The sequence below is a fragment of the Leptospira bouyouniensis genome, assembly GCF_004769525.1.
Lineage (GTDB): Bacteria > Spirochaetota > Leptospiria > Leptospirales > Leptospiraceae > Leptospira_A > Leptospira_A bouyouniensis.
The window spans coordinates 41,418-56,392 of the sequence record NZ_RQFT01000009.1 but is presented as its reverse complement, the minus strand read 5'-3'; the positions used below and the strand labels follow the sequence as shown (position 1 = coordinate 56,392).

Below are 14,975 nucleotides of genomic sequence, written 5' to 3'. Positions count from 1 at the left end.
CAGCTTCTCGGAGAACTGAAAAATACCGAAGGAAATTTTCAGGCCTCTTTTTGATTTGCGATAACACATTGGAAATACTCACTTTAACATACCTGATTTTTATTTTTCAGAGCTTTGAGGAAAGTTCCAATCGAGCTTTTGAAAGCGAACATATCCGGAGTTTGGGAATCTGCTTTTATTTCTCTGAATTTCTTTTTCAATGAATCTCTAAAAGCAGCAATATTATTGAGTGCATCAGATAGCCTTGCAAGTTCTGTTTCCAGTGCACTCTCACCTTTGGTTGCAATTATTGAAGCAGCTAATTCTTTCGCTCTTCCTTCATTGAGATCCGTAATTGTATCACCAAGGAATTTCTGAATTGGTTTTTGGATTGCCGTTAGTAAGTTTTCGAAGCCTGCTGAATTTGCCTTTGCATTGTCCTCGCCACCTGCAAATTTCACAGCCTCCTGTTCTACGTCAGATCTACCGGCAGAGTCCACGTTCCCGAAGGAAAAATTCTGTGCTTTGAGACTATCAATATACGACTTAACTTGGTTAGGTGAAATTCCCTTTCCTTTGTTTTGATTGTACCATGAGAACGCCTTTCTTTGGATTGTAGGTGAGGGCTTGCCTACTTCATCGATCCCGTTTTTTGCGATAACGATTGCCAATGATTCAGGAATCGATTCCCTTTTCTCTTTGGATCCATCGTTTGCTTTATCAGATGTACGGATGTTCTTTTTCGCATCGGTTCGGAGAAGGTCTTTAAGTTCTGGAATTAAATTATTGAGTGCAATGGTTCCTTTGACATATTCCGTAGACTCTCCTGTTCTTTCTGAAATTTCTTGTACGGACTTTCCTTGCTCTATAAGTTTCGCGTAGGCTTTTGCATCATCCAACCGCTCCACTTCACGCTTGTTTTTGTTCGCTGAGACCTGAGCGAGTAAACGATCAGATTCAGAATTGTATTTTTCCTCAATTACATAGATTGGGGTATCTTTTGGAAGTTTTGCTTCCGAAATAAGTTCTTTTACGGCTGTGAAACGATGATGCCCATCGACGACTGTCATTTGACCGTTTTTATCTCTATCAACCTTAATTGGAGAACCAGGATCGAATCCTTTGGCAAGAATTGATGATTTGATTCCTTCAATAACTTTTCGATTATAATTTTTTTCGTCAGTGTATTGCTCAATTGTAGAGATATCTGAAGCAGGAACTTCTTTTAATTTATTTGAAGTCTTCCCGGACACAGATTGTCGATAGACATGTTTGTCTCCAGAAATGCGAAGTGCTTGCGATCTTAGCTTAGGGCTTTTTTTTTTAATTTCAGAAATTGCTTTTATTGCACCATCCTTCTTAGCATTATCATTGCCAATCATTGCTTTGGAACGTGCATCTGGATCGAGTGCTTGTTTTTCTTTAACGTAATTCGAAATTGCTTTCTTGTCTACATTACCTTTAGCATCAACAGGAAATGTGTCAGGTGCATCGACCTTGTACAATGCTTCAAATGCGACTTTCTCTAGATCGCTAAGTGTTTTGAAACCATCACGCACCTGTTTTTCTTTCATTGCAGATCTTAATTCAGAACGGGCTTTTTCAATTTCCGTCCTAAACTCATCCTCACTGAGGCTTTTATCCTTCCGAATGGTATCAATTTTATTCCAGGATTGAGCGATTTTAGCTTCAATCGGGTCCTGCTCGTTGACTAATTTGGATAGTTCCTTAGTATCAGTTTGGGATTTAGGTAAGCTGGAATTCTTTTTCAAACTATCCAGCAATTTACCCAATTCATCTTTTTTGGATTTTGGGATTTCACTCCAATTGGAAATACCTTGCTCTCCGAGACTTTCAATAGAGTTCTTTGCCTGTGACAAAACTTGTTTAGGATCTTTTTCGGAATAAAATTTTTCAGTTCCCGTTCCTTGAGACCAAATCCATTTATCTTCAGTAGGTTTATAAAAAAAACTCACTTCCTTCCCACTTTGTGAAAGGTATTTGTATTTTGTTGCGTTTTTTACTTCTGAAGTTTGCTCTTTGGTGAATCCAAGTTTCTCCAAATTATTTACAATTTCTTGAGAGGATCCCTCCCCATGTTTCTCATTTGAATCAGTATACTTACTTGCAATGAATTGCATGAGCTTCAGATTCCATTTTTTCCCATCCTGAAATTTATCTGCCTGCTCTTTGACCTTTCCCTTTGGAGTTTTTTCCTGTTTCTCTTTGGTGACGGCATCGATGTCGTCACCAATCTCTTCTTTTGGTTCAGCAGTTTCTTTTGTAGGCTCGGTTTTTTTTGCCTTAAATTTTGAATCCCATTTGGTTTTGTTTGCTAAATATTCTGCTAGGTGAGAGGAGAAATCCTGTTTTGAGACGGGTCCAACTTCCTTAGTTATTGCATCCAAATTCTCTTTGTATTCCGATTCAATCTTTGCATTGATTTCCGTCGGCTTGACTCCGAAAAAACTAGCAACCTTGTTCCAAATAGAAGGCTCTTTCTTGCCTTCCTTTTTCGGTTCTTGTTTTTTGTGATCTCGATCATACGCTTCTTTAGTGTACCAATAACGATAACCACCTTTCGCTCTTGGTTCTCGCTTGTAGTATTTTACATTCGTCCCCTGTGAGCCTTTGCTCCCTTTAAGAAAATTTAATATGATTGCAAGATTTTGATTCATGGGGAAGGACAAAGGAATGGATCCCAATGAAAGTCAATTCTTTTCAGGATAGACCATAGCGGAAAAAGTTCGCTATGGTCATTGACCAGGCAATTCCGCACCATGCCTTACAAGAGAAGCAACGTCATCCTTTGTCATAGATTTATCACTTTGTAAGAGTTGAGCGACTCGGTAAATCGTTCCCTTGACTTCTAGTCTTCGAATAACGTCCTCGGCTACACCAATTTTTTTGGCACTGGCAATTTGGATATCCATGAACCCTACATTGTGTTTTAAATCATCCGGATTTCTCAACGAAGCATCTCTTACGTTTTCGTAAATCTGCGAATCGGTTAAATCATTTAGTTTATGTAGGCTTCCTAGTCTTTCCGAATCGGATTTGAACTCTCGCATTACTTCATGGTAAATATCATCTCTTTCTTTCTTGAGTTCGCTACTAAGATGGCCGAGTTTAAGATGTTTTTTTCTGTTTTCCTTTAGTGCAAACAAATACTTTTTGTTTTTTAGTTTGTTTGCATAAACCATAATCGCTTCTGTTGCAAGATTTTTGTTCTCTAAGTCATCCACTCTTTTCTGTTCTTTCGAAGTGAGTTTAAGTTTGGCTTCCGATTTTATTTTTTTAACTGCTCCTTTAAGTTGACCTTTGGAGGACATTAGGTTATTCAATTTTTCAGAAGCTTGGATTTTGGCTTTACCGGTTTTTTCGGAACTATTCTGATTGGTTTTGATTAAATCGATGGATTTGATTGCATCGGGAATTTTCCCTTGTTTTAATGTATTTGCGGTCTTCTCCAACTGATTACCAATTTTCTCTCCTTTCTTCATCCCTTTAGAAAGAGAATCAATAGCACTCACTCTTTCCTTATATTTTGGATATTTTTCAAGAAGGGTGGGGTATTCTCGTAAAACTTTTACAGGAATTTTAATCCCATTTTGCATGGCTTTTTCAGTAGCTTGCGAATGCTCTTCTTTGGACATACCTGCTTTTTTTGAAGTTGTTTGATGTGCAGCCTTGTTCTCGCTCTCACCAATCATTCGCCATCCATTTGATTCTTTCCGATATTTATTCCCATCAGACCATGTTCTAATTTCCCCAACCTGAGCGAGTTTTCCTTTAATGAAGGGGAACAATTTATCAATGAAATGCTTTTTACTTGATTTTGCAAAAGCTAGATCTGCGGCCAAAAATAGAAAAATACTTCCTGAAGGGAGCATAACTTTTAGATGACCATCAATTTTATCCAAAACTTTCGCAAGGTGGCCTCGATTTACGCGCCCATCTATTGGTCTCTCAATCCTAACGATATCACCTGGTTCGGCATTTTTAATATCAAATGCTTCGTTTCTCTCCTCTGGCTTCATTTTAGAAATTCTCTGTTTGTTTCTCTCTTTCGCAAGTTGCTCGAACTCCTTCCATCTTTCAAGTGCCTCAATAGCTTTCTGTTCGTAAGTTTTATTTTGACCAGAATTTGAATCTACATTTGATTTTCGTTTATCATTTGAGTCTTGGGAAGGAGTAGAAGTCTGCTTATTACCGGATACTTCTACCCATCCATTGTCGGTTTTACGATGTTGCTTCCCATCGGACCAAGTACGAGTTTCACCTACTTGGGCTTTATTACTTTTTACGAAAAAGTTTTTTAAAGAGGATTTAATAATCACTGCTTTTGCTTTCTTGGTGGTATCAGCTTTCTCTAACCATATTCTAAATTGATCCACAGTCATGGACTGGATATCGCCTAATCCTTTCCAACCAGGAGTATAGTTTGCTAAATATCCTTCTTTTGCTTCTTCCAAAGAATCAAATCCAAGCATGACTTTATGCTCATCGAAAATTCCGGATGAAGGCTTGATTTGATTGATTATGAAAACTAGTTCCGATTTTATGTTTGGACCAATAAAGCAATCGATATGATCACCGTCTTTTCCAAGAGTCCTTTTGAAATAGCCATAATGGTGAACCATTTTATTTTTCCATTCTTTGCCATTGGAATCTTTTCCACATCTATACGTTCCCTTGGGATTTTCGATGGAAATATCGAATCCTTGAACTTTGACGTGAGCTTTTTTATAGTTCCCTGCTTGTTTTTGAGAATGAGTAGGATTGGAATTATAATCTTCTTTTGAAATTTTAAGACGAGATTTTTGGAAAAATTTTCCCTTGAGTGATTTTATATATTCTTTGAAGTTTCTGCCTCGGATAGATTTGGAAAAAGGATCTTTCTGAAGCGCTGCTCCCCCCGTCAAATTTCCTATGTCTGTATTACCTTGGCTATTTGCAGTGAGCATTTTATATTGCAAAGGCAGGATGTTTAGTCCTGCCTTATAATTTCAAACCTATACGAGTGTAGTAGGTAAGTTCTTAATTAAATAGAATCTCTTTGGTTGTAAAACCGCAAGACCACCATACCATTCAACCATACCCGCTAGTTTTCTTTGATAAACTGCGTTCGGTGAGAACTTGGTTTGTAACAAAGGCAACATACGCAACATTTGGTAGGTTCGCTTCTGGTCGAGAGCAGATCTTGAATTGAAATCACCCACAACACCTTCAGTGCAACCTGGACGCCAAGCATTGAGATCAACATACACGGTAGTAGGGTTTGCAGATTTCACGATTCTTTCTGTCAATCGGAAGTCTCCAGAACCAGGTGATGTCTCACGGAAAATTTGGAAATAAGTAGCCGCATTCCCACTTCCAGCAGGTGTAATTGTTACTGTGATTGATTTACCTGCGCTCATTGCACCAGAGGTTACAATCGCACTTGGAGCAGAACGTCCAGATTTGTTACAAGCAACCACTCGATAACTTACTCCAGCATCAACACCAGAAGAATTTTTGGTATCTTTCGGAAGCCACTCAGAACCCAAAACTGGGCCACCGGATACTGCTAACGCAATGCTCGGTGCATCAGGAGCTAGAGAATTTGTTTTCCCAGATACTTTGTTACCATTGGCATCTCTATAAGTTGGCAATTCAACTAGATGACGGTTCATCCAAAGATCAGTTTTAAATTCCAGCCTCTTATCTTTAAGTGGAGCACCAACTAAACCTGGGATATTGTATCCAATGTCTGCCATAGATCCGTTATTCGGTTGGGTAAAAAATTCTTTAGATTCAGTGTAGTATGTATCCAATACGTTTTTAACACCATCATGGAGCCAAAATTCGTTTACCATACCGAAGTTTGTTCTGATATTCACAGCCAATTCTTTGATGATTTTAATTTCCGGAAAACCACCGCGTGCATCATAAACTTGGCCAGCATTCTTAAGTTCAGTTACAAAACCATCGAATTCAAGTGGATTGATAGCCTTCTCAGCATACCATGCACCATAAGCAAGAGTTTGCATAATTCGGTTAATCGCACCTTGAACTTGGATCGCTTCTGGATCATAAGAACCTGTGTCTTGGATGTCCAAAACCTTAGATACTGCATATCCTTCCGCGAGGAAAGAAACCGTTTTTGAGATTCTCTTGATGGAAACATCTTTGAATTCTGCGTCGTCAACTTCACCTACGAAAGAGAAATCGCCATTGCCACCCCAATCGAGAATTTGACCAAACACGTTTAGAGTCGATTTTGTATCTCGATAGAACATAGTATTCAAGAAGTTATATTCGTCTGAATCCTGTGCTAAGAGAACCATCTCTTCGTCCAAATTGTGCATAGTTGTCGCAGCACCATTTGTGAGAGCAGTAACGTCGGTAATACCGTCGCTATTTGCGTTAAATGACTTCATGAAGTTTCTGATTTCTTCTAGCGAACCGAATGACGGGGTTAATAACCCGAGCATAACAGTCTCAGTGCCTCCAAGATGGAGGAGGCCAATGCAGAAGAGAATTGTTGAAACAACACCAATCAAAGTGAATTTTAAGTTGAGTTTCATTAGTTTCCCCCTTTGGATGAACTTTTTAAAAATTCCACAACAGCCTCAGTTTGACGTCCGGACGATTTGAACGTCTGCAAGTCACCGAGAGCTAATTTTTTATCCTGGACACCTTTGGAAATAAGCTGGATAATTTCAGCTCTTCCATATTGTGCAGGGATCCCGGAAGTATCAAGAACCGGTTTCTTTGTATCTACCGGTTGTTTTAATACTTTCCCGAGTTCTGACTTTAAGAATGCGATTTCCTTTTTGATTTCTTGATTTTCTTTTGCAAATACAGCATTCTCTTCGATTAAGGAAGCGATCGCCATTTCATGCGTTTCTGCGCTTTTAACAGCCATTGCTGTTGATTTTGCAAAAGCCACAAAGTCTGGGTCCATCGCCTTGTTCCCACCTTTCTGGATATCACTTCCAGGATCTGGCTCAGGTGCAGGTTCTTCACCACCTTCATCACTCAACCCTTCAGAGATAATTCCCCAAATTTCCGCGCTGTCTTCTTCAGAAATTCCATTTGTTTTACAGTAAGCCTTGATAGCCGATTCTTCGACTGCAACCTCACCTGATTCAATCGCTGACTTCAATTTATCTAAAAATTCATCAGAGATTCCTTTGCCTGCTCCCGTTCCACCATCTTCAGCACTAGGAGGTGGCTGTGTATCCTCTGCTCCTGTACTGGATTTGGTAAACGAGGAGACAAGCCCCATAAACTGTTTCTGCCAATCCTTATTCATTTCAGACCTCCATAGCCTGTAGTAGTTTAATTGCGTATTGTTTTGCCTTCTCTACCGATAGACCATGATTTTTAACAAATTCAAAAATCGCTTGGTAATCCTTTTGGAGAAGACCAGAATCGATTGCACCAACTAGTCTGTTTGCAACCCACTGATTGTAATCAGGAGAAGAAGAAATGAATTCTAACACTGAACCGACTGGATCAATATTAAACTTGGTTGGTAAAGGCTCTTCTTCTTCCTTCCATCCTAGTTCAGATGCGAGATGAGACTTTAAGAGTAATGCTTGGGTTTCGTCATTGATTGCCTCACCTGGAGGGCAAATGGCTATATGAGTAAGCCTTGCTCGATCCCAAGTCTTTTCTCCATATTTGGAAATTGTTTCTGGACTTGGACGGTATGCACCACCAGCAGCAGAAACTTCCAATCCAGAAAATCCAGCTTTGAGTAAAGGAACAAATGGTTTGATGTATTTATTTTCTGCATTAATTCGAGCTTCACAATATAATCCATCATCGCCAAGAAACAGGCCGCGCCCGCTTGGAACACCAAGGATTGCTTCTGCGCTAACCAATTCATTATCAGCTTTTTCTTTGGGATTATTTGACTTTGCGAATTTAGATGTTTGAGATAAGTGATTCCAATCGATCACACCTTTCTTTTGGAAGTATTCAACATCCTCTTTGTGGGTCCATGCTCCTTTCAGGAACATATCACCTTCTTTGTCACGCTTCTCTGTCGATACTTTAAGAAGCATGTTTATGAACTTACCTTCAATTTCGGCTTGTTCAACGGTTGCAGATTTTAAAAAACAATACGGTTTATTCTGTTGCACTGACAGTCCTCTTTACTAGAATTTTTGCAGTACCTTGTGCTCGAATTTGTATCTCTGGAGAATTTGGTTTGTATCCTTCGAGAATCACTGAATAGGCTTCAAACCAATTCCCAGAATCGAATCTGAATTGGAATTTTGCTCTATCACCTGCCTTGATTCCGTTTGGGAAGTCATTTTCGGCATACTCTGCTTTCAATACAATGCATGTAGTATTTGGATAAGATTCGAGCGAGACTGCAATTGGAGTAACCATGGTATCGGAAACTGAATTTTCTATAATGATAGCCTCACTAAGCGCACCTTTGGTGAATTCGTTTTGAGTTATCATTTCTGGCAATACTACTTGTACACCTGAATCCTCTACCAATGCGACTTGTGATTTAATTTGGATTGCAGCCATTTAAAATACTTTACCTGCAGGAATAAAAAATCCAGATACTTCCGTAACTCCCGTGAATTTCAAATTCTCACCTACGAATGCTTTCGGAAAAAACGTTTGGATCCCACTACCATTTCGGGTATAGACCTCACCATCAGCAGATGAATTGGTATATTCACAGGTCCAAGCACCACCAGAGCGCACTTCAGTGATTACATAGATTTTTTGCTGATCATTCAAATTTACAACATTGGCATCGTGGAGCTCCGTAAAATGATTTGCATACGGAGCTCTTGCAATATCCTGTGCTGCTAGAAATTTTCTCACGTTATTTTGCCACCGTAAGAACGATTGTGTTCGTAGTTGACCAATCGACTGAGCCAGAGTTGTCAATCGTGAGTCTATTCCCAGTAATTGTTACTGCACCGTCCCAGGCTAAAGGAACACCTGGAGTCGCTGTTGCAACGACTCGAATGTCGGCCAATGTAGGAGCGAAATCGAAATAGAAATGCATTACACCTAAAGCGACTTCAACCGCAGTAGGAACGCGCCGGATCACTGAATATGCCTGACTTCCTGGCTCACGTCCATTGAGTAATGTTGCAGCGGCCCATCCGTTATTTGCTCCCAAGAGAGTTTCTGTAGTGGGAGTAGTCTTGTTACCAGGTACTTTGTGGTATACAAACATTTCATTGGCAGAAATTTTAATGGCCGTAACTTCAGAAATTGGATCTGAATTTATAACATCAACAAGTGCAGCAATTGCATTCCCAGGTGTATCATCCGCATGACCTTTTACAGCTATGTTCCCAGACACAACTCCGTCAGCAGCACGATCAAATTCATATGTTCTTGCACCAATTCCAACGGTTTCCGCATCAGCGACATTAGCCGCGACTCGCAACGTATTACATGCGCGAATACCAGGATCATTTGTTAGGTCGACAAACTTGAGGCCGTTCCAATAAAACTTTCTACCTGTATCACTTTCTCGAACATAGAAAGGTTTAGATCCAATTTTGACCGACAAAGAGGACTTCTCGATAGAGGTGACAACTAGTTCTTTACTAGCATCTCCTTGAGCTTGGTTGATTTTCTGATCTATATTTGCTAACATTTTACCTCGCATAAGCGGAGCAGGTATTTGATTAGGGAGTGACAAGGGACGAATTACCTGCAATTTGCAAGAAAAAAATGAAAGGCTTGAATGTTTTTTTATGTCTCGTATTATCGGATTATTGTGGCACAAGAAGAAGAGAGTTTTGATCCAAATATTCCAACGGCGGAATTCATTATAATTCACGCATCAATCGATAGATTACTTGAATTGTTTTCTCAAGGAAAGATAAGAATTTTTTTATCAGAAGTGAGAACGCTTAGAGATATCCGAACTAAATCAATCTATCTAACACATGCTCAAAAGAAACTTACAATGGGTATTATCAACGGTATCTATACAAGACACCGCGATATTTATAAAATTCTTACGCCTGCTTCAAGGGCAAAACCTGTCGAACCGAATCCCGACTTACTGCGCTTGCAGTTGGCTCAGGCAAATTCAGACCTTCTCGATAATTTGAGACAATTAACCGCTTCATAGAATCGATATAATCTGGATCTTTTCCCAAAAGGAATATTTTACACATTAACAGCCATCGCCTTTTCCAGAAAAAATTTGCGAGGCCAATTCTTGTTCCCATTGAGTAAATATCAATTTTCGGAGGAACATTCGAAACATGAGTAACAGAATATCCCGCAAATGCCTGGATAAACTGAGAAAGAAACTGTAAAAAATCAGAAAGTCTCGGCTTCTTTCTTAGATTTGCTTTCACAGATAATTTGAACAATGCAAGTACAACCCATCGATGGATAGGATTCATGTAATGAAGATAGAATCTATGCGTAAATGTGAGTAACTCTACTCGCTCTTTCCCTATAACTTGTTTGGCTCTTTTTTGTTGAAATTTATTACTCACGTCACTTGACCTTTTTTTAATAATTTCCGCAAGAGCAGGATTTTCACCTGCATTGGGTGTTGTTGTCCAGGACATTAACTATGCGGTTCACTTGGTTTCAGTCCCCTGAAAATCCCCGAACGCCTGGATTGTTTGCGTTTGTATTTTCCGCCACCTTGCGAAAGGAACCACTCGCCACCCATCACGGATTGAAACCGTTCCAAAGCCTTGTCCGTTCCTAAATCCCAGTGTGAGATTTAGGTATCCAACTGCAATAACTAAAGTATCGCGACTCTCATGGACCTATATCGACTCATGTTTTTTTCGTACCATGCCTTGAGATAGTTAGTCAACTCTAAGATTCGGGCTCCATACATCGAGCTCGTCGCAGACTGAGTTGTGCTGACAGATTCATGTAGAACACCTACCCCAACTGAAAAACTTGCAACGGCAGCAGCGCGTCCATCACCATAGATCGACATTACTTTAATGGCTGTTACAAGACCAATAACCTCTCTTAATTCCGCTGGAACTCGATACGCAGAATCATACCCAGAGATAAAATCAATATAGTGAGTAGTTGGAATTTTCGTTGGGCTCATCCCTTGAAAAACTCTTTGCGATCGAAGCGCTGCGTTACCAGAAAAGGAGACATTAGATCCAAGAATCCCAATAGAACGTAAAATTCCTTGGTCATATACTATTCTCGCTCTCTTTTGGAAATCAACGATTGTGGTTGTCGGTTCATTGTTCATGTCCCGGCCAATTGGATTAACGAATTGCCAAGTAATTAGTCTTTGAAGTGGTTTTTTTCGCAATTCTACAAAGAAATTATTACCAAGATCGGAATTCTGATAATCGTGAGCATCATACCACTTTGCATGAGGCTCGATTAACCTTGGGAGGTTCCCTTTTGGTCTATGCCTATAGATTGTCGGATAGATTTCGTGCTCCAACTCCTCAGAAATCGCAAGTGTAACCTGATCTACGAATCCTTTTAAATTTTCGTCTGTGATATATGATCCATCAACTGTCACCAATCGACCGTTACCTGACATCAAAGAATATCGTATTTCATCGGGGGTTACAATGGCTCCCCACCCACCGGTTTTTGGAATCGATGGATCGATTTCACCTGGAATTTCTGTAGCATACAGTCTTTCCAAAAGGTGTCTGTTTGCATTTTCGTCGGGATTTTGGAATAGAAAACCTTTAAACGGTCGCACCATATTTTTTACCTTTAATGAAACCTAAGATGATATTTGAGCAGAGTTTGACATGGGAAGTGACAAGGGCATCCCCCATGCGAGAATTCAAGCTTTTTTCGGTTTCAGTCAGTCGCCACCGAACGATAAATTGATTCGCGGAAGATTCTACCAAGATCAAGCCTTGTCTGATTAATCCTCCCAATAAATTTTCTCGGTTGGATACGTTCTGCCAGAGCTGAGGCCGTTGTATCTGGCATAATCGTATATCTAGGATTATATTGGTACACACAAACTATTCTTTCTGGAAGAGTACCGGCATTGATGCGAACATATCTACTGTCTTCTATCCAAAAGTCTTCATACTCGATAGAATCGGTATAGACTGCCACAATCTCCCGAAGTGGGCTGTATTTGACAGGGTAACGTCCGTCCTTATCTTTTTGTAGGATTTCTTTCTCTGTCCGAAGAGAACGCAATGGAATCAGTATGTCATCTTTTGAAAGGTTTAATCCAGAACCAACAACGATATCAATATCGCCTGATTGGACATCTATCAATTTCTCTGCCAATCGAACATCCTTAGTATCGATCGTTTTATAACCAATTTTAATTGGAGAAAATGTCACGTAGTTTAATAAATACCTTCGGCCAGCCTCTGCCACTGTCTCACATGAGATTTTGGTAAAATCATATTTAAATCCAATCTCATCGTAACCTGATTTGTCGAAACGTTCTCTCCAAACAGAATCGACGATCACGATGATATCTTCTTGAACTGGATGGAGCAAAAACCCATCGTCTTCTTGAATAAATGAAACATTTTCAAATTTTGTAAATGATTCGATATCATAATCGCAATCCAATTGATAATATTCCTGGAATTCGATATTTGGTTTTAGCTTAATTCTATTGTGCTCAAAACTCTCAATTGATAGATTAAAATTTCCTCCGAAATCTTCATTCCGAAACACTTTCAGTGATCTGATTTTGGATATTGGTCCATATTTCGTTTGAACAACATTGCCATCATAAAACATCGGATTTAAAGTTTCCGTTGGCATCCTTCGATATCGTTCGATCCGATACAATTGAGAATCACTTCCAGGAATCGCCATTTTTGTTTCGTCTAGATCTCCTATTGTGGGAATTGCGCGAATCCAAATTGCAGGCTCGCCTTGCCTACTAATTAGATCATCGGGTGGATTAGGATTAAATACTGAAGGCGCAGGGGTAACTCCAAATGGATTCCCGCCACCAGAAAGATATTGCTTTGCCATTAGTTATATTTCCCACCATTCCGCTCGATTACCTCTTTTGCGGATTCTATTACTGCGAGTTTTTGTTCCTGATTGAATGTTGATCCAGATACATCGAGATAGATTTCTTCTCCAGCTTTCCTCACAGAGAGCAAGACTATTCCGAGAGTTTCAAACTCATCCGTGTCCATTTCATTTCTGTATTTAGATACTGCACTTTTGGGATCTAAAAATTCTATCATCTCAGAGAAGGCCATTGCATCGAGAACGACTTCTCTACCTGAACGTTTTGGTGGAGTGGATTTGATATAACTATCAACTCGATCCAAAATATCTTTAAGCATGAGCCAATACTTCTTTTCCCAAGGATCCTCGATCGGTGTAATATCGTCCCATGTTGCGTGACGCTTATTTGCATCTTCAAACTTTTTTATAAGAACACGTCTAAGAAATTCTAAATGGTCTTTATAATGATCAGTCATTACATCACTCTTTGCCCTTTTCGGAATACTCCATAATCGATTCCCAATTCACTCATCGCGCGGATCCTTCCAGCATTGAACGCGATACTTGCCTCTGTCCAGGCAAATCGTCGAAAATTTCTATTCAATCGCAATTGCAGCAATTCGGATTCCTTACCATTGAGTAATTCAAGATAAGTTTCCGATGAAATAGTACCTTTTTCAACAAGATCCAATAAGTCAGGATAAGCAAAATCACTTTGCATTTGTTCAAGTGTCTTCCCTTCTTGAATTGCCGTAACTATCATATCACGCCACATTTGTGTTAGATACTCATAAGGCTTTCCACTTCTCTCAGGTTGACCATCTTCACCATAGATTATTTCACCCTGGTCATCTCGTTTGTAAATCGCAAGCCATTCCGCTCCATGTTCCTTTGCATATTCTTCTGCGAGCCTTGAAATTTCTTTTTTCGAAACTACTTTTCCCTTTTCAAAAACTTCGTCTATGCCAAAACCAAGCTTATACTTAAATGCTTTGTCATAGTCTTGAATCCCCATTTCAGTAACAGTTTCCAATGGTAGTTTCAGCTCACCGGTTAAATAACCTGAAAGGTATCCGAGCAATGTTCCAGTTTCGCCGATTTCTTTGAAAGTAGGATTCCAATCTTTTTCCAAATAATCAAACAGCCATTCATCGAAGTCCTGGTCTGGAGGATCCGGCATATCATCAAGAACAGTATCTTTCCCAATATTTATAATAGCTGGCCGTATTTTTTGTGGCAGCGTTTTCGCTGTAATTGAAGGAAACATTCTGGAAAAGAGATTCTTCCCCCATTTCATTACACCCTTTTTGAAATAAAGTTTCGATGCGTACATAGTAGGGGAGTCAGGTCCAAGTACGACATACTCTATCCACTTGAGCCGATCCCCAACAAGTAACTGAAATTCCCTTCCTGCTTTGCTTCGCAAAAAGGGGGACTCTTTACCCCAATCGTTTTGCAAATTGATCTAACTGCTGTGAGAATAAAGACAACTTTGTAGCATTTGGCAATCCACTAGAAACAACACCTTCAAATTCGGATACAAGTGTAAGATAGTCTTGAGTTGCCGCGAGTTCTACAATTCTATTTGATAATTGGCCTAGAGCCTCAGTTGCATCTGGATTCACACTTCCTACTTTATCCAAAATTGCACTAATAATCATAGAAACGATTATCGGCTGTGTCTGGTTAGGGGAAGCAAGTATATCGGAAATCGTATATCCCAAATCCGTTTTCTCTTGCTCACTTAGGTGATCAATTTCCCCTTGAATGAAGCCAATCCCTTGATCTTCCGTTCCCTGATTTTCATCTTCCACTTCAGGAGGTGGATTAATTCCTTCCGCCTCTTTCAGATTAGAAGGTTTTTCCTGATCGAATTCTGGAAGTGTAGTCCCCGTTCCATCACCAGAAACAGTATCTCCGCCTTCTTCCAGAAGCGATCGTTTGTTCTCTGAGTTTTCAATTACTCCTTCAGTGATTGGCTCCGGTGTTTCTTCCACGGCCACTTGTTCGGTTGTTTCTTTTTGATTTTCCATGTTTTGTCCTTCTAAATTTTTAAA

At 39.7% G+C, this 14,975-nt stretch carries 14 protein-coding genes; 1 reads left to right on the top strand and 13 read right to left on the bottom strand.

Features of this window, described 5'->3' with window-relative positions:
- Positions 1-83 precede the first annotated feature (83 nt).
- From EHQ43_RS10235 to EHQ43_RS10200, 8 genes are all read right to left on the bottom strand, one after another.
- The gene (locus EHQ43_RS10235; protein ID WP_135771142.1) at positions 84-2,657 is read right to left on the bottom strand and encodes a ParB/RepB/Spo0J family partition protein; all 2,574 of its coding nucleotides are present in this window, start codon (positions 2,655-2,657) and stop codon (positions 84-86) included.
- A gap of 78 nt (positions 2,658-2,735) precedes the next feature.
- Positions 2,736-4,958: a hypothetical protein gene (locus tag EHQ43_RS10230; RefSeq protein ID WP_135771141.1), complete on the bottom strand. Its 2,223-nt coding sequence runs from the start codon at positions 4,956-4,958 to the stop codon at positions 2,736-2,738.
- Between the two features lie 36 nt (positions 4,959-4,994).
- The gene (locus EHQ43_RS10225) at positions 4,995-6,548 is read right to left on the bottom strand and encodes a hypothetical protein (RefSeq protein WP_244242747.1); all 1,554 of its coding nucleotides are present in this window, start codon (positions 6,546-6,548) and stop codon (positions 4,995-4,997) included.
- The gene (locus EHQ43_RS10220; protein WP_135771140.1) at positions 6,548-7,279 is read right to left on the bottom strand and encodes a hypothetical protein; all 732 of its coding nucleotides are present in this window, start codon (positions 7,277-7,279) and stop codon (positions 6,548-6,550) included. Before EHQ43_RS10220 ends, EHQ43_RS10225 begins: the two co-directional genes overlap by 1 nt.
- A gap of 1 nt (position 7,280) precedes the next feature.
- On the bottom strand, positions 7,281-8,114 hold the full coding sequence (locus EHQ43_RS10215) for a hypothetical protein (RefSeq protein WP_135771139.1): 834 nt from the start codon (positions 8,112-8,114) through the stop codon (positions 7,281-7,283).
- Entirely contained in the window at positions 8,101-8,514 is a 414-nt protein-coding gene (locus EHQ43_RS10210) for a hypothetical protein (protein ID WP_108961316.1), read from the bottom strand. The genes EHQ43_RS10215 and EHQ43_RS10210 overlap by 14 nt, the downstream gene beginning before the upstream one ends.
- Positions 8,515-8,820 (bottom strand): hypothetical protein, encoded by a 306-nt coding sequence (locus EHQ43_RS10205; RefSeq protein WP_108961317.1) that lies wholly within the window; start codon positions 8,818-8,820, stop codon positions 8,515-8,517.
- A 1-nt stretch (position 8,821) separates the two neighbouring features.
- Complete coding sequence (locus tag EHQ43_RS10200) at positions 8,822-9,610, bottom strand: hypothetical protein (RefSeq protein ID WP_135771138.1); 789 nt, start codon at positions 9,608-9,610, stop codon at positions 8,822-8,824.
- Positions 9,611-9,733: 123 nt separating this feature from the next.
- Here EHQ43_RS10200 and EHQ43_RS19570 point away from each other — a divergent pair, with 123 nt between their 5' ends.
- Positions 9,734-10,093, top strand: a complete 360-nt coding sequence (locus EHQ43_RS19570; RefSeq protein WP_167481782.1) for a hypothetical protein — start codon at positions 9,734-9,736, stop codon at positions 10,091-10,093.
- A 633-nt stretch (positions 10,094-10,726) separates the two neighbouring features.
- Here the strand turns inward: EHQ43_RS19570 and EHQ43_RS10190 are convergent.
- The 5 genes from EHQ43_RS10190 to EHQ43_RS10170 form a co-directional block, all read right to left on the bottom strand.
- Complete coding sequence (locus EHQ43_RS10190) at positions 10,727-11,677, bottom strand: hypothetical protein (RefSeq protein ID WP_135771137.1); 951 nt, start codon at positions 11,675-11,677, stop codon at positions 10,727-10,729.
- 101 nt (positions 11,678-11,778) lie between these two features.
- Complete coding sequence (locus EHQ43_RS10185; RefSeq protein ID WP_135771136.1) at positions 11,779-12,933, bottom strand: hypothetical protein; 1,155 nt, start codon at positions 12,931-12,933, stop codon at positions 11,779-11,781.
- Complete coding sequence (locus tag EHQ43_RS10180; RefSeq protein WP_135771135.1) at positions 12,933-13,394, bottom strand: hypothetical protein; 462 nt, start codon at positions 13,392-13,394, stop codon at positions 12,933-12,935. Before EHQ43_RS10180 ends, EHQ43_RS10185 begins: the two co-directional genes overlap by 1 nt.
- The gene (locus tag EHQ43_RS10175) at positions 13,394-14,185 is read right to left on the bottom strand and encodes a hypothetical protein (protein WP_244242746.1); all 792 of its coding nucleotides are present in this window, start codon (positions 14,183-14,185) and stop codon (positions 13,394-13,396) included. The genes EHQ43_RS10180 and EHQ43_RS10175 overlap by 1 nt, the downstream gene beginning before the upstream one ends.
- 172 nt (positions 14,186-14,357) lie before the next feature.
- Positions 14,358-14,951 (bottom strand): hypothetical protein, encoded by a 594-nt coding sequence (locus tag EHQ43_RS10170; protein ID WP_135771134.1) that lies wholly within the window; start codon positions 14,949-14,951, stop codon positions 14,358-14,360.
- Between the last annotated feature and the right edge of the window lie 24 nt (positions 14,952-14,975).